The organism is Massilia yuzhufengensis (genome assembly GCF_900112225.1).
GTDB lineage: Bacteria > Pseudomonadota > Gammaproteobacteria > Burkholderiales > Burkholderiaceae_D > Telluria > Telluria yuzhufengensis.
The window spans coordinates 96,401-115,049 of sequence record NZ_FOLD01000017.1 but is presented as its reverse complement, the minus strand read 5'-3'; the positions used below and the strand labels follow the sequence as shown (position 1 = coordinate 115,049).

Genomic DNA, 18,649 nt, shown 5'->3' with positions numbered 1-18,649 from the left:
AAGCGGGGCGAACGCATGGAAGGCTCCGTGGGATGGCGATACGGTTTGGACCGTGGCGCAGCTCGACAGTTCAATCCTCATCCACAGCCAAGGGTGACAGCGCCAATCGTTTTGTCTAGAGAACTTCGCGGTCATCCTGGATCGCCACGGCTACCGTGAGCAGGCCTGATTCACCTTCTCATACAGTCCGGTGCGCGACGACGGCGGCGCCGTGTGCGGCCTGATGTGCACCGTGATCGAGGTGACCGACAAGCTGCGCGCGGTGGCACGGCACCGGGAAGCCGAGGAGCGCCTGGCGCTGTCGCTGGAAGCCTCGGGCAATATCGGTACCTGGTCGTATGACCTGGAAACCGCGGCCACCTATGTGGACGAGCGCTTCGCGCGCCTGTTCCAGGTCGACGCCGCGTGGCCGGACCTGTTCATCCTCGATATCGGCCTGCCGGACATCGACGGCTACGCGCTGGCGCGCAGGCTGCAGGAAAGCGCCGGCCCGCGCCGCGCGCGCTACGTCGCCCTGACCGGCTATGGCCAGGCCCACGACCGCGTGCTGGCCCGCACCGCCGGCTTCGACCACCACTTCGTCGAGCCGGTGAACCTGGGCGCGCTGGTGGAAGTCATCGACCGCGCGGCGGCCGGAGCTTAGCGACTGCTTAAACCGACGGCGCTTCATGCGCCGCGAATTGCGAGGATCCCTGCCGGGACGTATGCTGGTTTTCCTGCCGGTTGTACCGGCGTCGCAAAAGGATCGCCGTGCCGACATTCCCCGTAGTGGCCAGCCTGGCCTTGTCCGCCCTGGTCGCGGCCTCGCCTGCCCAGGCCGCTCCCTGCGCCGCCCTCGACGCGGTTCCGGATGCGGTGCTCGGCGCGCCGCTGCTGGTCCTGGGCGAAGTGCACGGCACGCGCGAGGTACCCGATTTCGTCGCTGCCTACCTGTGCGCGGCGGCGCAACAGGGCCGCAAGCTGACCCTGGCCATCGAATTGCCGTCCAGCGAACAGGCTGGCCTGGACGCCTTCATGGCGAGCCCGGGCCTGGCGCCCGACGTCGCGCGCCTGATCGGCGGCGGCATGTGGCGCAGCGCCCGGCAGGACGGCAGGACCAGCGCCGCCATGCTGCGCATGCTCCAGGCCCTGCACGCGCTGCGCGCGGGCGGCGCCGATATCAGGCTGGCCGCCATCGACACCGACGCCCCGTCCGCACGCCGCGACGCCGCCATGGCCGACAGCCTGCGCGCCGCATTGCGCCAGGGCGCGGGCCGCCAGGTCGTGGCCCTGATCGGCGCCCTGCATGCAACGCGTACCCGCGGCAACCGCTTCAACCCGCACTACGAATCGGCGGTCTACCTGCTGGCCGACCAGCGCCTGCTGGCGCTCACCGTCGGCACCGCGGGCGGCGCCGCCTGGGTGTACCGGGGCGCCGATCCGGCCAGCTGCCAGGCCACCGCCTGGGACATCAACCGCATCACCCCCGCGCCGGCCACGCCGTTTTCGCTCACCCCGCCTTCGCCCCAATTCGACGGGGTGTTCTACGTCGGCGCCACCACCGCATCGCCGCCCGCGCTGCAAGGCGCAGCCACGGCCGGCGAGCAATGAACGTCACCGCGCTTACTTCACTCGCATGAACACGACTTTGTCGGCATCGAAGTAATAGGTATCGCCCTTCGATTTCACCAGGGCATACACCTGGTCCTGGACATGCTCGATATGCCCGCTCCGGGACTCGTCGCCCACGAAGCGGACCTGCCATTCCACATCCGGGCCGGCGCCCTGGTGCCGTCCCGCGTACTCCAGCGCAGCGCTCACTACATTTGCCATTGCGTTCTCCCATATCGGCGTCGCCCGCCACGCGGGCAATCCCCCCCATTCTGCCTGAGCAGTCCCTAAGTGCCCGCCGAATATGACACGCGTGACACACTTCGCACTTCGGGGTCAGGTCTGACATTTGGACACAAGCTCAGCCTTACTTTGCTCCCAAGCGCATTGCCAGCAACGAAATTGTCCGGAATGCGCTAACAATGTCCTTCGTACCGTCGAGGTCGTGTCCAAATGTCAGACCTGACCCCGAAGTTAGACGGTACAAGCGCATTGCCAGCAACGAAATTGTCCGGAATGCGCTAACAATGTCCTTTGTACCGTCGAGGTCGTGTCCAAATGTCAGACCTGACCCCGAAGTTAGACGGTATGGGCGCATGGAAACTTTTGTTTCGTCCGTTACGGTTTGGAACAATTTCGAATCGTGCATACAAGCGGGCGGGCTTACGATTAATTCATGAACTTCAGCTACTCAACCCCCCACAGTGGCGCGTGCCTGGTCAAGCTCTGGGCCAGTGGACGCTACGGCTTCTCCTTGCCGAAGAAGGTCGAGATCACCGATGCCGCCGGCGTGACCTCCTCGTTCCTCTATCACAGCCGGAAAGTCGGAACCTCGCCTGAACTCACCAACCGTATGCTTGTCAGAATCGCGATTGCCCAGTTTCTGCAGGGCGCGCGTGGCGCGTCGGTTCAAATCGACGACAGCGTGGCGCCCTGCGTCGGCGCGCTGACGCAGATCCGCCCGTTTGCCCCGCCCCTGCCGCCGCCCCGGGTACGCCCGTCGCGGGTGATGCCGAAGGCGGCGGCGTTGGCGGCGACGGCCGACGGGATCAATGACGCCGCATGAAATTTCCACGCACCACGAGGTAGACGCCATGCGAATCACGTTCACTCCCGGCCAGGTTGTCATGCTCATCGGCAGGGCCGAGCGCCAGCTCGAACAGATCGTTGCCGAGTCGATCCGCGAGGTGGGCACGGGACGCAATATCGCGCGCTCGGCCCACCACGCGCTGCACGAAACCGTTGTCACCCTGACCCGCCTGTACCGCGAGCAGGTGCCGGACGGCGCACCGGTGGCGACCCGCATCGCGCGTGCCTACGCCAAGGGCGCGGACGCGCGTTCGGGCGCGCCCACGCTGGCCTGCGTCAGGACGATCCTGACGATCATGGGCGAGGCGCGCGCCCTGGTGGCGCTGGCGCCACAGCCGGAGGCGCGGCATGGGCCGGCGAACATGACAATCGGATAGATTCCAGCGCGCGCGGCAGCGCTACAATCGGCGCCTTCCCCGTCGACACCGAGGTGATCGTATGCGCGCAATCCTGGTCCTGTGCAGCCTTTTACTCACCAGCCTGGCGCCGGTCCGCGCCGCAGCGGCGCTGCCGGACGGCTGCGGGCCGGTGGCCGATCCACAGCAGATCGCGCGCACCGCGCACATCATCCTGCTCGGGGAAATGCATGGCACGCGCGAATACCCGGCGCTGGCCGCGCGCCTGGCCTGCGCCGCGCTCGACGACGGCCGCGCCGTCACGCTGGCGCTCGAGATGCCGCAGGAAGAACAGGCACGGCTGGCGGCCTATGCCGCCTCCAGCGGTGACGACGAGGCCAGCGCCGCGCTCACGGCCGGCTCCTGGTTCTGGAACAAGGTGCGCGATGGCCGCGCCAGCGGCGCCATGCTGATGCTGGTCGAACAGGCGCGCCGCTGGCGCGCACAGGGCAAGCCGGTGAGTATCATCGCCATCGACAAGCCGCGCGGCGCGCCCGGCACCCGCGATGAGCACATGGCGGCGCGCGTCCGCTCGGCCGCGCAGGCCGCCCCGCGCGGCCTCGTCATCGCCCTGACCGGGAACATGCACAACCGCCTCACCTCATTCGAGCAGCCCGGCCATCCGGTGGCGATCGACACGCCGATGGGCATGCTGCTGCGCGACCTCGCGCCGCTGTCGCTGGGCGACCTGGCCGGGCGCGGCGAGTTCTTCGGCTGCATGCCGGACTGCCGCGTGCACGGCAGCGAACAGCGCGGCGCCGCGCTGGCGGTCCCCGTCATTACCGCCGCGCGCGCGCCGGGCCCATATACCCACACCGTGGCGCTCGGGGCTACCTCCGCCTCGCTGCCGGCGCTCGACGCGCTGCGCTAGGCCCGCCACAGCCAGCGCAGGCTGTCGGCCAGGACCGCGCCGCCGTGCCTGAGCGAGTGCCAGCCCTCGCCTTCCTCGAAGCGCAGGTCATACCCGCGGTAGGCCAGCGCCGCCGCCATCTCGCGGTTGGCCAGCAGCCAGTTGCCGAACATGATGTCCAGGTCGTGGGCGCCGCTTTGCAGGAATACCCGCAGCGGTTTCACCGGTTCGCGCCGCACCCGGCTGGCGCAGGCGCGCCCGCCGCGGATGTCGACGAAGCTGCCGCAGTGCGTGAGCACCTTGCCGAAGGCGTCCGGCCGCTCCCAGGCGGCGTTGAAGGCGCGGTGGCCGCCCGAAATGATGCCGGCGATCGCGCGCCCCGTCCTGGAACACCATCAGGCTGGCCTGCGTATCGGCGCGGTACTGCTGCGGCACGTAGACCGTGTAGCTGCGGGCGACGCCCGGGTAGGCCCCGGTGGAGACGTGGCGCTGCGTGGTAAGGACGCCGGCGGGCACGTCGTCCGCTACCGGCAGCAGCGCGCAGGGTTCACCGCATCGGGCATGTGTACGGGGATTCCCCGGCCGCGCCGGCGCCGGTGTGACGCTTGGTTTGACACCCGGCACCGGAAAAGTTAGGCTGCATCGATGAACCAGATCGCTCCACTTCCCTCGCTCGAACGCCCCACCCTGTCGGCCCAGGTGGCGCGCCACCTGCTGGCCCTCGTCAACCGCGAGCAGCTGCGCCCCGGGGACCGGGTGCCGAGCGAAGTGCAGATCGGCCTGGACCTCAAGGTCAGCCGCGGCAGCGTGCGCGAGGCCTATCGCACGCTGGCGGCGCTGGGCATCCTGGAGATCGAGGGCGGGCGCAAGCCGCGCCTGAAGGCGATCGACCCGCACGTGCTGGCGCAGGTGTTCGACTACGCACTCAACACGGCGCAGGTGAGCGTGGCCCACGTCATCGAGACCCGCCGCGCGATCGAACTGCAGTCGGCCCAGCTGGCGGCGCGCTACGCGACGCCAGAGCAGCGCCAGCAACTGCGCGAGCTGGTGGTGCAGATGCGCTCGGCCGGCTCCGACCATACGCGCCGGGTCGCCTGCGATACCGCGATCCACACCGTCATTGCGGAGGCCAGCGGCAATCCGCTCAACAGCATCCTGCTGGCCGCGCTGCGCACCCCGGTGGAAGCCTCGTCGCGCATCCACTTCGACGACCGCCGCAGCGAGAGCGAACTGGCGCGCGTGATCGACGCCCACGAAGCCGTGGTCGACCGCATCTGCGCCGGCGACGCCATGGGCGCCGTGTCGGCCATGACCTACCATTTCGACATCTCGATCGTCCACGTCACCCGGCGCGAGGCCGATGAAGCGGAAAAGCTGGCGGCCGGCGCCAGCGTCAGTTAAGCCTCAGGCGGCGCTCAGCCGACGCGCCCGGGTCGAGCCGCCCACGCCCACCGCGGTGGCGATCGCCAGCGCCTGGAACAGGGCCACGCCGGCAAACACCCAGCCCGGCCGGCCCGCATCCATCACCAGGCCAAACAGCAGCGGACCGATGGCCAGCCCGCTGTCCAGCCCCGAATACACGACGCCATACACGCGCCCGGTGGCGCCGGCCGGGGCGGCTGCGCGGATCATCAGGTCGCGCGACGGCCCCGCCACGCCCGAGCATAGGCCGATCAGGCCCATCAGCGGCAGCGCCATCCAGGCCGGGCCCGCGCCGGCGGCCAGCACCAGCGCCAGCAGCGCCGCGACCGAGAAGGCCAGCGCCACGGTGCGGTCGTGCTGCTGCGAGCCGGCGCCCAGGAAGCCGCCGGCCACCATGCCCAGCGCCGAGGCCAGCATATAGGCCGTGTAGGAACTGGTGGCCAGCGCATGCGAGATCCCGTACAGCGATTCCAGGCTGATGGTGGCGAAACTCTGGATGCCGCCCAGCGCGATGGCGGTGAGCAGGAAGAAGCAGAAGCACAGCCAGACCGCGCGCAGCTTGAGAAAAGCGAGCGTGCCGCCCTGGGCGGCGGCGCTTGGGCGCGCGATCGGGTCGGGCCGCAGCGCGTGGCGGTTGAGCACCAGCAGCGCCAGCACCGCCACCGGCAGCGCCGCCGCCGACAGCAGCGCCGCGCGCCAGCCCTGGGTGGCGGCGATCGCGGTGAGGAACACGGGCGCCGCGGCCCAGCCGATATTGCCGACGATGCCGTGCACCGAAAAACCATGGGCCAGGCGCGCGGGCGAGACGCGCTGGTTCAGGATGGTGTAGTCGGCCGGGTGGAATACCGCATTGCCGGTGCCGGCCAGCAGCGCGCCGAGCATCAGGCCGGCGTAGCTGCCGGCGCCGGAAAGCACCAGCGCCGAGACCCCCAGCATCGTGATCCCGAAGAACAGCACGGCGCGCGCGCCAAACCGGTCGACCACGAAGCCGGCCATGGCCTGGCCAATGCCGGAGACGACGAAGAAGGCCGTCATCAAGAGGCCCAGTTCGGTGTAGCTCAGGCCAAAGGCCGGCTTGAGCCAGGGGATCAGCGCCGCCAGGATCAGGTGGTAGAAGTGCGAGGTGCCGTGCGCCAGGCCGACCAGGCCGATCACGCGGGCATCCTGCCGCAGGGTGTTGTCGTCAGTGCTCATGCGCCGCCCTTTATACCGAAAGACCCAGTGTAAGCAAAAGTCGCGCGTCCGATTTAAGATAGAGGGCCAAGATTTATCGAGATCCTGCCATGCGCACCCTGCCTCCCACCCCGGGCCCCGGACCCACCGGCGACTGTCCGGTGACCCTGTCGGCACGCGAGCTGCCGGCCGACGTCTCGGTCGGCGCCCACAGCCACGACTGGGCCCAGCTGACCTATGCCGCCGACGGCATGGTGCGCGTCAGCGCCGACGGCAGCAGCTGGATCGTGCCGCCCCAGCGCGCGATCTGGATCGCGCCCCACATCGAGCACGAGGTCACGATGCTGGAGCCGGCCTGCCTGAGCCCATTGCGCGTGCACGCCTCGCGCAACCCGTTTCCCGGCCAGACCTGCCGGGTGGTGGAAGTGAGCCCCCTGCTGCGCGAGCTGATCGCGGCGCTGGTGGCGGCCGGCGACGGCCTGCCCCAGCCGCGCGCCAACCTGGTCGGGGAACTGATCCTGGACGAGATGGTGCGCGCGCCCTCGCGCCCGATCCGGGTGCCGCTGCCGCGCGACAAGCGCCTCAAGGGCTTGTGCGCCGCGCTCATGGACGCCCCCGACGACAGCCGCACGCTGGGCGACTGGGCGCAGGCCGCCGGCGCGTCGGAACGCACGCTGGCGCGCCTGTTCGAGCGCGAGCTGGGCATGAGCTTCGGCCAATGGCGCCAGCAGGTGCGCCTGGCGCACGGCGCCTCGCTGATCGCGCGCGGCCTGCCGCTGTGGCAGGTGGCGCAGCAGCTCGGCTACGCCAGCCAGTCGGCCTTCACCGCGATGTTCCGCAAGACCTTCGGCAGCACGCCGACCGCCTTCTTCGCGGGCGAGCGCCAGCGCCGCTAAGGGTGCGGCGCGCGCAGGCGGGCATCTTGTATAGTGGCCGCATGAGCACACCCACCAGCACCGACCAGCACGACGTGCGCGTCAACGACCGCGAGCAGCTGATCTACCTGCTCACCGAAGCGGCCGAAATCGAACATGGCCTGATGTGCGCCTACCTGTATGCGCTCTGGAGCCTCAGGCAGTCCCTGGACGAAGCGGTGACGCCCGCCCAACTCGAGGCGATCGGGCGCTGGCGCAAGGAGATCCGCAGCGTGGCCATGGAAGAAATGGCGCACCTGGCGACTGTCAACAACCTCTTGATGAGCATTGGCTCGCCACCGCATTTCCGGCGCCAGAACTTCCCGGTCCCGGCGGGCTACCACCCGGCCAGCGTGGTGGTGCGCCTGGCCCCGCTCACGCGCGATACGCTGGCCCACTTCGTGTACCTGGAACGGCCCGAAGGCATGGAGATGGCGCAGGCCAGGGGCTTCGAGTCGCCCGCCGACTACCGGCGCCGGCCCTACGCGACCCGGCTCACGCCCACCGCCGAAGACTTCGACACCGTGGGCCACCTGTACCGCGGCATCCAGCAGGGCTTCGAGACACTGAGTGGGCGCCTGGGCGAAACCGCGCTGTTCGCCGGCAGCCCGGACGCACAGCTCGGGCGCGACATCATGGACCTGCCCGGCCTGGTGGCGGTCACCGACTTGCGCTCGGCGATACAAGCCATCGAAGTGATCATCGAACAGGGCGAAGGCGGACGGCGCGATGCGGAAGAATCGCACTTCGCGCGCTTCGTGGCGATGGCCGCCGAATACGACGCCTTCCTGCGCGACGACCCGGCCTTCATGCCGCACCGTTCCATCGTGTCCGACCCGCTGATGTTCGCGCCGATCGGCGACATGCCGGGCACCTACATTGACGCCCCCGCCACCGCCCGCGTTCTCGACCTGGCCAACGCCAGCTACGGATTGATGCTGCGCCTGCTGGCCAGCGGCAGCGGGATCGCGCAGGGAAGCACTGCCGGCCGGCGGGCGGAGATCGACAGCGCGGTAAGCCTGATGCATGTGGTGCACGCGCTCAGCGTGCTCTTGACGACGCTGCCGGCCGGCGCCGCACCGACGCCATGCGCGGGCATGAACTTCCACCTGCCGCGTAGCAGCCTCGCCCTGCCGCAGCGCGAAGCCGGCACCGCGCTGCTGGCCGAGCGGGCGAACGAGATCGCGCTAGCGCTCGAAGCGCTGGCGGCCTCGCAGCCAGGCCTGGACCCAGCCTTGGCCGCCACCTTGCGCACGGTCGCGGCCGCGCTGCTGGAGCCGGCCGCGTCACGCTAGCGGCCGTACTGCTCGTCGCTCACCTTTTCCATCCACTCCACCACTTTGCCTTCCTGCTGCTCCTGGATTGCCATGTGGGTCATGGCGCTGGTGGGCGAGGCGACGTGCCAGTGCTTGACGCCGGGCGGGGTCCAGACGACGCCGCCCGGCCGGGTCTCTTCCACCTTCCCGCCCCAGCGCTGCGCCCGGCTCGAAGGTGACGCAGGCCGCGGCGGTGCGCGCCGGCGCGCTCGGCCCGAACAGCGGATCGACCCGTACGGCGCCGGTGAAGTTCTGGGCCGGGCCCTTGGCGGAGGGCTGCGCACCATGCCGGGTGATCTTCAGTTCCGGCGCCTGCGCGCCCGCGGTGGCATGGACCAGCGCCAGCAGCACGACGCCGGCGCAAGACTTCGCAACATATGTGATGCATTTATGAAAGAGAATGCATGACCGAGGCAGGCGTGCCGGATCAGGTCAGGCGCTTGAGCAGCGGTTGCGCCGCCTCGGCCGACGAGGCCGGGTTCTGGCCGGTGATCAGGAGACCGTCGGTGACGACGTAGGACGCCCAGTCCGGTCCGTGCGAATACTGCCCGCCCCTGGCCTTGAGTTCGTTTTCGACGAGGAAGGGCACGATGTCCGTCAGTTCCACGGCGGCTTCTTCGCTGTTGGTGAATCCGGTCACCGGCTTGCCCTCGACCAGCGGCCGGCCATTGGCGCCCTTGGCATGGCGCAGCACGCCCGGCGCATGGCAGACCAGGGCGACCGGCTTGCCGGCGGCGATGAAGGATTCGATCAGCGCGACCGAGTGCCGGTCTTCGGCCAGGTCCCACAGCGGGCCGTGCCAGCCTTGATCGATCGCCAGGCGCATCGTCTCCGACAAGTCGGCCACTTCGGCCGCCATTTTGACCGCCAGGCACTTGCCTTCGCAATCGCCGGAGGACTGCGTGTCCTGCCAGGCTTGCCAGTACCCCATGAGGCGCTGGGCCGCGTTCACCCCCGGCTGTGCCAGCGTGGCGTCGAGCTCGGCCAGGTAGCCGTCAAACGGTAGAACGATCCCTTCGGCACGCCCGCGCCGGTGAGGATCTCGTTCAGTCCCACAGCCGAGAAGCCTTTCGCCGCCATCAGGCGCTGGCCGGTGGCCAGAATGCTGTCACGGACAGGCGTGGTGTGGGTCAGGGTTGTCGCAGTCATGAAAGACACGATAGGACCGAAAGACCAGTCGTCTAGAACTATACGGTGTTAGGCACTTCTGGCTCGCGCTCCGGAAAAGTAGTCGCCGTTGCAACGATCAAGCATCGCCGCGTTAACAATCATGCAATTTGACGCCTCGGTCGAAAATGTCGATTTGACGAATTCGATTGCCAACCATCAATTTACTTGTAGAAATTAAATCAAATCTGCCGGGCGCAGCTTGCGCTTACAGAGATTTCGTCAGTTTCCTCGTTGCATAATAATTACAACATGAACAATTTCCTTGAAAAAAAATTATGGTCATGAGAACATCACGACTCACATGGTGCAATTCGGAAACAAGCATTATCTTCAGGGCAATTTTTCACCATGCGAACACAGTCCTCATAACGATAAACAAGGGAAGAACAATGAAAAACCTCGCCACTAAATTGCTGCTGGTAAGCACTGTCCTCATGATTAACGCCGGTCACGCGATCGCCAGCGAATGCGGCGGCGTTGGCCTGCCTGCTTGCGACGTGCCTGAACCCGGCACCGCCTACCTGTTCCTCGGCGCCCTCGGCATGGCGGCCCTCGTCGCCAAGTTCCGCAAGAAGTAATCGCGCGCCTGCGTTGCGCGCAGCTAGGCGCGCAACGCGTCCCACCTGAAATGTTACCCGGCGCTGGCCTGACTGGCCCGCATGGGCAGTTGTTTGCCAAAAATTTGGCGTCCGTTTCTTATTCTAAAAATATCGTCAAGGACCACCATGTCAGCCACGCCGAGCTATATCACTTTCCTCGCCCGCCCAGGTACCGCCAACAATCCAGACCTGATCGACCTTTATATCAAGGGCAACAACGTCTACAACCCGGGCAACCTCGCTGCCGGCACCCCGTATGACGAATGGTGCCTGGTCGAAAATATCCAGATCCCGGTCAATGCCACCTATACCGCGTTCGTCTATTCCTCTTACGAACTCGACAGCCTGAAGGCGATCCCTGGCCTGTCCAAGAATCTCAACCTGGACAAGCTCGACAACATCAACTGGCTCCTGAACAACTACGCCAGCATGGGTGACAGCCGCGGCAACGTCCAGGGTGCGATCTGGAAGATGATGGGCAGCCAGCATCTGGTGACCTACGTCGGCCCGCAGGATCCGGCCCGCATCGATGCCCTGATCGCGATGGCCATGCAGCACGACGGCTATGTGCCGGACGTCGGCGGCACCATCGGCGTGGTGGTCGACCCTACCGCCGGCAGCACCCACCGCCAGCCCCTGATCATCGAAGTGAAGGCGGCCGCGCTGGGCGACCGTGTCTGGCACGACGCCAACGCCAACGGCATCCAGGACGCCGGCGAAAGCGGCATCGCCGGCGCCACGGTCAAGCTGGTGCGCGACCAGAACCAGGATGGCGACTTCAACGACATCGGCGAACAGCTGGGCACCACCACCACCGACGCCAGCGGCAATTATTCGTTCAAGGGCCTGACCCCGGGCCTGAACTACCAGGTCTCGTTCACGCTGCCAGCCGGCTACGAAAAAACCAGCCCGCGCCAGTCCGACGGCAGCGCTGGATCGGGCGCCAACAGCGACGCCCTGCTCTCGAGCGTGGTGGTGCTGGCGCCCGGCGAAAACAACACCGGCATCGACGCCGGCTTCTACAACACGGCCAGCCTGGGCGACCGCGTCTGGCTCGATTCCAACGCGAACGGCCAGCAGGATGCGGGCGAGACCGGCGTCGGCGGCGTGAAAGTCACGCTGCTGGGCGGCGGGCTGGATGGCAAGCTGTCGACCACGGCGGATAACACCAGCGTCAGCACCACCACCGACGCCAGCGGCAATTACAAGTTCACCGGCCTGATTCCGGGCGCCGAATACCAGGTCCAGTTCGACAAGCCGGCCGGCAGCGTGTTCACCGGCCAGGACAAGGGCAACGACATCAGCGACTCGGACGCCGCTAGCAGCGGCCTGAGCCAGGTCGTCACCCTCGCCTCGGGCGAAAACAACACCACCATCGATGCCGGCATCTACCTGCCGGCCAGCCTGGGCGACCGCGTCTGGCTCGACACCAACGGCAACGGCCAGCAGGATGCCGGCGAAGTCGGCGTGGCCGGTGCTACCGTCACCCTGGTCGGCGGCGGCCTCGATGGCCTGGTCGCGACCACGGACGACAACACCAGCACCGTCACCACCACCGACGCCCAGGGCAACTACAAGTTCGAAGGCCTGACCCCGGGTACCGAATACCAGGTGCAGTTCACTGCCCAGAACGACCAGGTCTTCACCCGCGCCAACAGCGGCAACGACAATACCGACAGCGATGCCGGCGCCAATGGCCTGAGCCAGGTCGTCACGCTGGCTTCTGGCGAGAACAACACCACCATCGATGCCGGTGTGTACCTACCTGCCAGCCTGGGCGACCGCGTCTGGCTCGACGCCAACGCCAACGGCCAGCAGGATGCGGGCGAAACCGGCATCGCCGGCCTGACCCTGACCCTGCACGGCGGCGGCGCCGACGGCCTGCTGTCGACCACGGGCGACAACACCACCGCTACCACCGTCACCGGCGCGGCCGGCGACTACAAGTTCGACGGCCTGGCCGCGGGCGTGGAATACCAGATCGAATTCGACATGCCGGCCGGCAGCGTGCTGACCCGCCGCGACGTCGGCGACGATGCGGCCGACTCCGACGCCGACAGCGCCGACCGCAGCCAGGTCGTCACCCTGAGCTCGGGCGAATACAACAAGACCATCGACGGCGGTGTCTACAACCCGGCCAGCCTGGGCGACCGCGTGTGGCATGACCTGAACGCCAACGGCCAGCAGGATGCGGGCGAAGCCGGCATCGCCGGCGTGACCGTCACCCTGGTCGGCGGCGGCGTCGATGGGATCCTCGCGACCACTGGCGACAACACCAGCGTCAGCGCCACCACCGATGCCAACGGCAACTACAAGTTCGACGGCCTGGCGCCGGCCACCGAATACCAGGTGCGCTTCGGCGCCCCGGCCGGCTTCATCGCCAGCGCGCAGAACCTCGGCAACGACGCCAGCGATTCGGATGCCGACGCACGCGGCCTGACCCAGGTCGTGACCCTGGCAAACGGCGAGAACAACACCACCATCGACGCCGGCTTCTACCAGACGGCCAGCCTGGGCGACCGCGTGTGGCTGGACGCCAATGGCAACGGCCAGCAGGACGCCGGCGAAGCGGGCGTGGAAGGCGCGAAGGTCACCCTGATCGGCGGCGGGCTTGACGGCAAGCTGTCGACCACGGCGGACAATACCAGCATCGACACCCTGACTGACGCCAGCGGCAACTACCGGTTCGACGGCCTGACTCCGGGCGTGGAATACCAGGTGCAGTTCACGGCGCCAGCCGGCAGCGTGTTCACCCGCGCCGACAGCGGCATTGATGCCAGCGACAGCGACGCAGGCGTCAATGGCCTGAGCCAGGTCCTCACCCTCGCCTCGGGCGAGAACAACACCACCATCGATGCCGGCGTGTACCTACCTGCCAGCCTGGGCGACCGCGTCTGGCTGGACGCCAACGGCAACGGCCAGCAGGACGCCGGCGAAACCGGCGTGGAGGGCGCGACAGTCACGCTGGTCGGCGGCGGCCTCGATGGCCTGCTGTCCACCACCGGCGACAACACCAGCGTCGACACCCTGACTGACGCCAGCGGCAACTACAAGTTCGACGGCCTGACCCCGGGCGTGGAATACCAGGTACAGTTCAGCGCGCCAGCGGGCAGCGTCTTCACCCGCGCCAACGCAGGGGACGACGCGACCGACAGCGACGCCGGCGCCAACGGCCGGAGCCAGGTCGTCAAGCTGGCCTCGGGCGAGAACAACACCACCATCGACGCCGGCCTCTACAAGCCTGCCAGCCTGGGCGACCGCGTCTGGGTCGACGCCAACGGCAACGGCCGGCAGGATGCGGGCGAAGCCGGCGTGGCGGGAACGAAAGTCACCCTGGTCGGCGGCGGCCTCGATGGCCTGGTGGCGACCACTGGCGACAACACCAGCGTCACCACCCTGACTGGCGCCAACGGCGAATACAAGTTCGAAGGCCTGACCCCGGGCATGGAATACCAGGTGCAGTTCGCCAAGCCGGCTGGCACCGTGTTCACGGGCCAGGACAAGGGCGATGACGCGAGCGACTCGGACGCCGGCGCAACCGGCCTGTCGCAGGTTGTCACCCTGGCTTCGGGCGAGCACAACACCACCATCGACGCCGGTGTGTATACCCCGGCCAGCCTGGGCGACCGGGTCTGGCTCGACGCCAACGCCAACGGCCAGCAGGACGACGGCGAAACCGGTGTCGCGGGCGTCAAGGTGAGCCTGCACGGCGGCGGCCTGGATGGACAGCTGTCGACCACGGGCGACAACACCCTGGTCACCACCACCACCGACGCGAGCGGCAAGTACAAGTTCGACGGCCTGGCGCCGGGCGTGGAATACCAGGTGGAGTTCGACAAGCCGGCTGGCAGCGTGTTCACCGGTCTTGACATCGGCAACGACAACAGCGATTCGGATGCCGGCGCACAGGGCCGCAGCCAGGTCGTGACCCTCGCCTCGGGCGAGAACAACACCAGCATCGACGCCGGCGTGTACGTCAAGGCCAGCCTGGGCGACCGCCTGTGGCTCGACGCCAACGGCAACGGCATGCAGGACAGCGGCGAAACCGGCGTGGCGGGCGTGAAAGTCACCCTCGTCGGCGGCGGCCTCGATGGGCAGGTAGCGACCACCGGCGACAACACCCTTGCCACCACCACCACGGACGCCGACGGCAACTACACGTTCGCCGACCTGACCCCGGGCGAGTACCAGGTCCAGTTCGACAAACCGGACGGCGCCGTCTTCACCGGCAAGGACAAGGGCGGCGACGATGGCCGCGACTCCGACGTGAACGCGGGCGGCCAGTCGCAGGTCGTCAAGCTGGCTTCCGGCGAAAACAACATGACCGTCGATGCCGGCATCTACCTGCCGGCCAGCCTGGGCGACCGCCTGTGGCTCGACGCCGACGGCAACGGCCGCCAGGACGCGGGCGAAACCGGCATCGCCGGCGCCACCGTGACCCTGATCGGCGGCGGCGCGGACGGCCTGCTGTCGACCACGGCCGACAACACCAAGACCACCACCACCACGGGCGCCGACGGCATCTACGGCTTCGCGGGCCTGGCGGCAGGCGTGCAGTACCAGGTGCAGTTCACCGCACCAAGCGGCCACGTCTTCACCGCCAAGGACCAGGGCGCCGACGACGGCGACTCGGACGCCGGCACCACGGGCCTGAGCCAGGTCGTCACCCTCGCTTCGGGTGAGAACAACAAGACCATCGACGCCGGCGTGTACGCCCCGGCCAGCCTGGGCGACCGCGTCTGGGTCGACGCCAACGGCAACGGCCAGCAGGACAGCGGCGAAGCCGGCGTGGCCGGCATGACCGTCACCCTGATCGGCGGCGGCGCTGATGGCTTGGTATCGACCACGGCCGACAACACCAAGGTGACCACCACCACCAGCGCCACCGGCGCCTACAAGTTCGAGGGCCTGGCCCCGGGCATGGAATACCAGGTGCAGTTCGCCAAGCCAACCGGCACCGTGTTCACGACCCAGGACAAGGGCGCGGACAGCACCGACTCGGACGCCAGCGCCAGCGGCCTGTCGCAGGTCGTCAAGCTCGCTTCCGGCGAATACAACAGCAGCATCGACGCCGGCGTCTACACCCCGGCCGCGCTGGGCAACCGCGTCTGGCTGGACGCCAACGCCAATGGCCAGCAGGATGCGGGCGAAATGGGCGTGGCCGGCGTGTCGGTCACCCTGACCGGCGGCGGCCTCGATGGCCTGGTTGCCACCACGGCGGACAACACCAGCACCACCATCGTCACTGACGCCAGCGGCAACTACAAGTTCGAAGGCCTGGTCCCTGGCCAGCAGTACCAGGTCGCCTTCGCCAAGCCGGCCGACATGCTGTTCACCAGGAAGGACAGTGGCCTCGATGCGCTTGACTCGGATGCCGACCTGGCCACCGGCAAGACCCAGGTCGTCACCCTGGCCTCGGGCGAGTACAACGACAGCATCGACGCCGGCCTGTACGCCAACGCGAGCCTGGGCGACCGCCTGTGGATCGACACCAATGCCAACGGCCTGCAGGACGATGGCGCGACGGGCCTGTCCGGCCGCACCGTCACCCTGCTGGGCGGCGGCGCCGATGGCCTGTTGTCGACCACCGCCGACAATACCAGCGTCTCGACCACCACCGGTAGCGACGGCATCTACAACTTCAGCAACCTGACCCCGGGCGTGCAGTACCAGGTCCAGTTCAGCAAGCCGACCGGCTATGTCTACGCCACGCAAGGCGCCGGCGCCGACAACCTGGATTCCGATGCCAACGCCACCACGGGCCTGACCCGTGTGGTGACCCTGGCCTCGGGCGAGAACAACAAGAACCTGGACGCGGGCCTGGTCAACGTGACCGGCGACCTGTCGATCACCAAGACCGACGGCCTCACCTTCGTTACCCCGGGCCAGACCATCACCTACAAGATCGTGGTCACCAACACCGGCACCGCGGTGGCGGCCAACGCCCTGGTGACCGATGCGATGCCGTCCAGCCTGACCAACGTCACCTGGACCAGCAGCGCGACGGCTGGCGCCAGCGGCAACGACGCCTCCGGCACCGGCAACATCAACGACTACGTGACCCTGAACGGCGGCTCGAGCATCACCTACACCGTCACCGCGAAAGTGGCGAGTCTCGCGGCGCTGGAAACCGTCTCGGACTTCAGCACCCTGGGCAACGGCGTGGGCGTCGGTACGACCAGGACCGTCAACGGCGTCACCGCCGATGCGGCCTATATCTCGGCCGGCGTGGTCGGCAGCGGCACCCTGTGGGCGCGCAATTCGGGCGACGACAAGGGCGTCGGCGTGCTGTCGCGCTACGAGGACGCTGCCGGCGGCGAAGCCGTCACCGGCGTGAGCAACCAGAAGAACACCGACGTCATCCGCCTGACCAAGGAAGCCGGCGACCAATGGAGTTCGCTGTGGGTCTCGAACCTGGACGCAGCCGGTTCCGGCGGCGCCGAGATCGGCACCCTGTACTGGTCGGACAATCCGCTGCCGGACCTGGCCACCCTCACCACCAAGTTCAGCTTCAAGTACGGCGACTTCGGCGTGGGTGCGGAAGCGGGCGACATCCTGAGCCTGCGTCCATCGACCTTCAACGCCGATGCCAAGTTCGTGTTCTTTGTTGCCGGCAACAACCCGAGCGGCAGCAACAACGACTTCCTGGTGTGGAAGGCCGGCACCACGCCGACCCAGATCGTCAACACCGCGAAAGTGGCGCCGCCATCGACCTTCGTCGACACCAACAGCGGCAACAACAGCGCCACCGACACCGACGAGATCAATCTGCCGACCCCGGTCACGGTCAAGCGCGGTTCGATCGGCGACACCGTGTGGGAAGACACGAACTACAACGGCATCCGCGACAGCGGCGAAGCCGGCATCAGGAACGTCACGGTGCGCCTGCTCGATTCGACCGGCAAGGTGCTCGAGACCACGGTCACCAACAGCAGCGGCAACTACCTGTTCGACAACCTGAATGCGGGCAGCTACCGCATCGAAGTGGTCGAGCCGGAGAGCTACTTTGTCACCAAGCAGAACCAGGGCACGAACGACGCCGTGGATTCCGACGTCGACACGGTTGCCGGCCGCAGCGCGCTGATCACGCTCAGCCAGGGCGAGAACGACCTGACCTGGGACGCTGGCCTGTACCGCAAGGCCTCGCTGGGCGACAAGGTGTGGGAAGACTCGGACCACGACGACATCCAGGATTCCGGCGAAGCCGGCATTGGCGGCGTGACCGTGCAGCTGTACACCTCGGCGGGCGTGCTGCTGGCCACCACCAAGACCAACACCAGCGGCAACTACAAGTTCAGCAACCTCGATCCGGGCACCTACTACCTCAAGTTCGACAAGAACGATGTCATCTACAAGGGCATCAACATGGACAACTGGATGTGGGCGAGCAAGAACATCGGCGCGAACGACAACATCGACTCCGACGTCGCCGGCGATGGCGTGTCGAAGACCAACGTGACCCGTACCGACAACATCACCTTGAGCTCGGGCGAGAACGACATGAGCTGGGATGCGGCGATCACCCCGATCGCGATCGACCTCAATGGCGACGGCGTGCACACGGTGGCGCGTTCGGCGTCGAGCGCGACCTTCGACATGTTGGGCAACGGCCGCGCGATCCAGTCCGGCTGGCTGTCGGCGGAAGACGGCTTCCTGGCGGTCGACACCAACGGCAATGGCACGATCGACGGCATCGCGGAGCTGTTCGGCGGCGCAGCCAAGGGCGCTGGCTTCAGCGAACTGGCGGCCTACGACAGCAACAAGGACGGCGTGGTCGATGCGCAGGATGCAGCGTTCGGCGAACTGCGCATCTGGCGCGACGCCAACGGCAACCATGCGACCGACGCGGGCGAGCTGATGTCGCTGTTCGAAGCTGGCGTGATCTCGCTGAAGGTGGCGCACGTCGAGGTGCCCTTCATCGATGCGCAGGGCAACCTGCACCTCGAGCGCAGCAGCGCGGTGCTGGCCAACGGCGCGGTGACCGATATGACCGACGTGTACTTCGCGATCGATGCCCGCGACGCGGCCGAGATGGGCGTGCCGACCCTGGCCGACCTGCTCGACCAGCTGGAGCCGGATGGCGCGGTGCCGGTGGCCGTGATCGGCCAGCCGCTGCCAGTCATGTAAGGAC

General features: G+C 67.6%; 15 protein-coding genes and 2 pseudogenes. 11 read left to right on the top strand and 6 right to left on the bottom strand.

Annotated elements, in window-relative coordinates; translation table 11 throughout:
* Positions 1-190 precede the first annotated feature (190 nt).
* Together BM031_RS15040 and BM031_RS15035 are read left to right on the top strand one after the other, a co-directional pair.
* The gene (locus BM031_RS15040) at positions 191-643 is read left to right on the top strand and encodes a response regulator (protein ID WP_229408916.1); all 453 of its coding nucleotides are present in this window, start codon (positions 191-193) and stop codon (positions 641-643) included.
* A 107-nt stretch (positions 644-750) separates the two neighbouring features.
* Positions 751-1,590 carry a TraB/GumN family protein gene (locus BM031_RS15035; protein ID WP_143084603.1) on the top strand — a complete coding sequence of 280 codons (840 nt, stop codon included), beginning with the start codon at positions 751-753 and terminating at the stop codon, positions 1,588-1,590.
* Between the two features lie 12 nt (positions 1,591-1,602).
* On the opposite strand, the gene BM031_RS15030 is transcribed toward BM031_RS15035, so the two are convergent.
* Positions 1,603-1,812 (bottom strand): hypothetical protein, encoded by a 210-nt coding sequence (locus BM031_RS15030; RefSeq protein WP_143084602.1) that lies wholly within the window; start codon positions 1,810-1,812, stop codon positions 1,603-1,605.
* Positions 1,813-2,266: 454 nt separating this feature from the next.
* On the opposite strand from BM031_RS15030, the gene BM031_RS15025 reads away from it, so the two are divergent.
* From BM031_RS15025 to BM031_RS15015, 3 genes are all read left to right on the top strand, one after another.
* A complete protein-coding gene (locus BM031_RS15025; protein ID WP_091875370.1) occupies positions 2,267-2,656 on the top strand; it encodes a hypothetical protein in 390 nt (129 codons plus the stop codon).
* Between the two features lie 28 nt (positions 2,657-2,684).
* Positions 2,685-3,056, top strand: a complete 372-nt coding sequence (locus tag BM031_RS15020) for a hypothetical protein (RefSeq protein WP_143084601.1) — start codon at positions 2,685-2,687, stop codon at positions 3,054-3,056.
* Positions 3,057-3,117: 61 nt separating this feature from the next.
* A complete protein-coding gene (locus tag BM031_RS15015) occupies positions 3,118-3,945 on the top strand; it encodes a hypothetical protein (protein ID WP_091875368.1) in 828 nt (275 codons plus the stop codon).
* Here the strand turns inward: BM031_RS15015 and BM031_RS15010 are convergent.
* Positions 3,942-4,298: pseudogene (locus tag BM031_RS15010) on the bottom strand (alpha/beta hydrolase); the annotation flags it as partial. The gene BM031_RS15015 and the pseudogene BM031_RS15010 overlap by 4 nt on opposite strands.
* Positions 4,299-4,569: 271 nt before the next feature.
* Here BM031_RS15010 and BM031_RS15005 point away from each other — a divergent pair.
* Positions 4,570-5,325 (top strand): FadR/GntR family transcriptional regulator, encoded by a 756-nt coding sequence (locus BM031_RS15005; protein WP_091875366.1) that lies wholly within the window; start codon positions 4,570-4,572, stop codon positions 5,323-5,325.
* Between the two features lie 3 nt (positions 5,326-5,328).
* On the opposite strand, the gene BM031_RS15000 is transcribed toward BM031_RS15005, so the two are convergent.
* Positions 5,329-6,540 (bottom strand): MFS transporter, encoded by a 1,212-nt coding sequence (locus tag BM031_RS15000; RefSeq protein ID WP_091875365.1) that lies wholly within the window; start codon positions 6,538-6,540, stop codon positions 5,329-5,331.
* A gap of 89 nt (positions 6,541-6,629) precedes the next feature.
* On the opposite strand from BM031_RS15000, the gene BM031_RS14995 reads away from it, so the two are divergent.
* Both BM031_RS14995 and BM031_RS14990 read left to right on the top strand, forming a co-directional pair.
* Complete coding sequence (locus BM031_RS14995; protein ID WP_091875364.1) at positions 6,630-7,415, top strand: AraC family transcriptional regulator; 786 nt, start codon at positions 6,630-6,632, stop codon at positions 7,413-7,415.
* Positions 7,416-7,456: 41 nt separating this feature from the next.
* Complete coding sequence (locus BM031_RS14990) at positions 7,457-8,728, top strand: ferritin-like domain-containing protein (protein ID WP_091875363.1); 1,272 nt, start codon at positions 7,457-7,459, stop codon at positions 8,726-8,728.
* On the opposite strand, the gene BM031_RS26305 is transcribed toward BM031_RS14990, so the two are convergent.
* Positions 8,725-8,892: a cupin domain-containing protein gene (locus tag BM031_RS26305; RefSeq protein ID WP_307186994.1), complete on the bottom strand. Its 168-nt coding sequence runs from the start codon at positions 8,890-8,892 to the stop codon at positions 8,725-8,727. The genes BM031_RS14990 and BM031_RS26305 overlap by 4 nt on opposite strands.
* Before the next feature lie 32 nt (positions 8,893-8,924).
* Between BM031_RS26305 and BM031_RS26300 the strand changes: the two genes are divergently transcribed.
* On the top strand, positions 8,925-9,143 hold the full coding sequence (locus BM031_RS26300; protein ID WP_307186992.1) for a hypothetical protein: 219 nt from the start codon (positions 8,925-8,927) through the stop codon (positions 9,141-9,143).
* Between the two features lie 33 nt (positions 9,144-9,176).
* Here BM031_RS26300 and BM031_RS25580 read toward each other — a convergent pair.
* Positions 9,177-9,587, bottom strand: a pseudogene (locus BM031_RS25580) (type 1 glutamine amidotransferase domain-containing protein); the annotation flags it as partial.
* A gap of 110 nt (positions 9,588-9,697) precedes the next feature.
* Positions 9,698-9,898, bottom strand: a complete 201-nt coding sequence (locus BM031_RS26000) for a TetR/AcrR family transcriptional regulator (protein ID WP_229408915.1) — start codon at positions 9,896-9,898, stop codon at positions 9,698-9,700.
* 410 nt (positions 9,899-10,308) lie between these two features.
* On the opposite strand from BM031_RS26000, the gene BM031_RS25570 reads away from it, so the two are divergent.
* Both BM031_RS25570 and BM031_RS14970 read left to right on the top strand, forming a co-directional pair.
* Positions 10,309-10,497 (top strand): PEP-CTERM sorting domain-containing protein, encoded by a 189-nt coding sequence (locus tag BM031_RS25570; protein WP_177207772.1) that lies wholly within the window; start codon positions 10,309-10,311, stop codon positions 10,495-10,497.
* Positions 10,498-10,644: 147 nt separating this feature from the next.
* A complete protein-coding gene (locus tag BM031_RS14970) occupies positions 10,645-18,645 on the top strand; it encodes an SdrD B-like domain-containing protein (protein WP_177207771.1) in 8,001 nt (2,666 codons plus the stop codon).
* Positions 18,646-18,649: the final 4 nt, after the last annotated feature.

Coding starts and splice junctions, on each gene's coding strand:
- BM031_RS15030 (WP_143084602.1), bottom strand. CDS start 1,812: ATGGCAAATGTAGTGAGCGCTGCGCTGGAGTACGCGGGACGGCACCAG.
- BM031_RS15025 (WP_091875370.1), top strand. CDS start 2,267: ATGAACTTCAGCTACTCAACCCCCCACAGTGGCGCGTGCCTGGTCAAG.
- BM031_RS15020 (WP_143084601.1), top strand. CDS start 2,685: ATGCGAATCACGTTCACTCCCGGCCAGGTTGTCATGCTCATCGGCAGG.
- BM031_RS15015 (WP_091875368.1), top strand. CDS start 3,118: ATGCGCGCAATCCTGGTCCTGTGCAGCCTTTTACTCACCAGCCTGGCG.
- BM031_RS15005 (WP_091875366.1), top strand. CDS start 4,570: ATGAACCAGATCGCTCCACTTCCCTCGCTCGAACGCCCCACCCTGTCG.
- BM031_RS15000 (WP_091875365.1), bottom strand. CDS start 6,540: ATGAGCACTGACGACAACACCCTGCGGCAGGATGCCCGCGTGATCGGC.
- BM031_RS14995 (WP_091875364.1), top strand. CDS start 6,630: ATGCGCACCCTGCCTCCCACCCCGGGCCCCGGACCCACCGGCGACTGT.
- BM031_RS14990 (WP_091875363.1), top strand. CDS start 7,457: ATGAGCACACCCACCAGCACCGACCAGCACGACGTGCGCGTCAACGAC.
- BM031_RS26000 (WP_229408915.1), bottom strand. CDS start 9,898: ATGACTGCGACAACCCTGACCCACACCACGCCTGTCCGTGACAGCATT.
- BM031_RS25570 (WP_177207772.1), top strand. CDS start 10,309: ATGAAAAACCTCGCCACTAAATTGCTGCTGGTAAGCACTGTCCTCATG.
- BM031_RS14970 (WP_177207771.1), top strand. CDS start 10,645: ATGTCAGCCACGCCGAGCTATATCACTTTCCTCGCCCGCCCAGGTACC.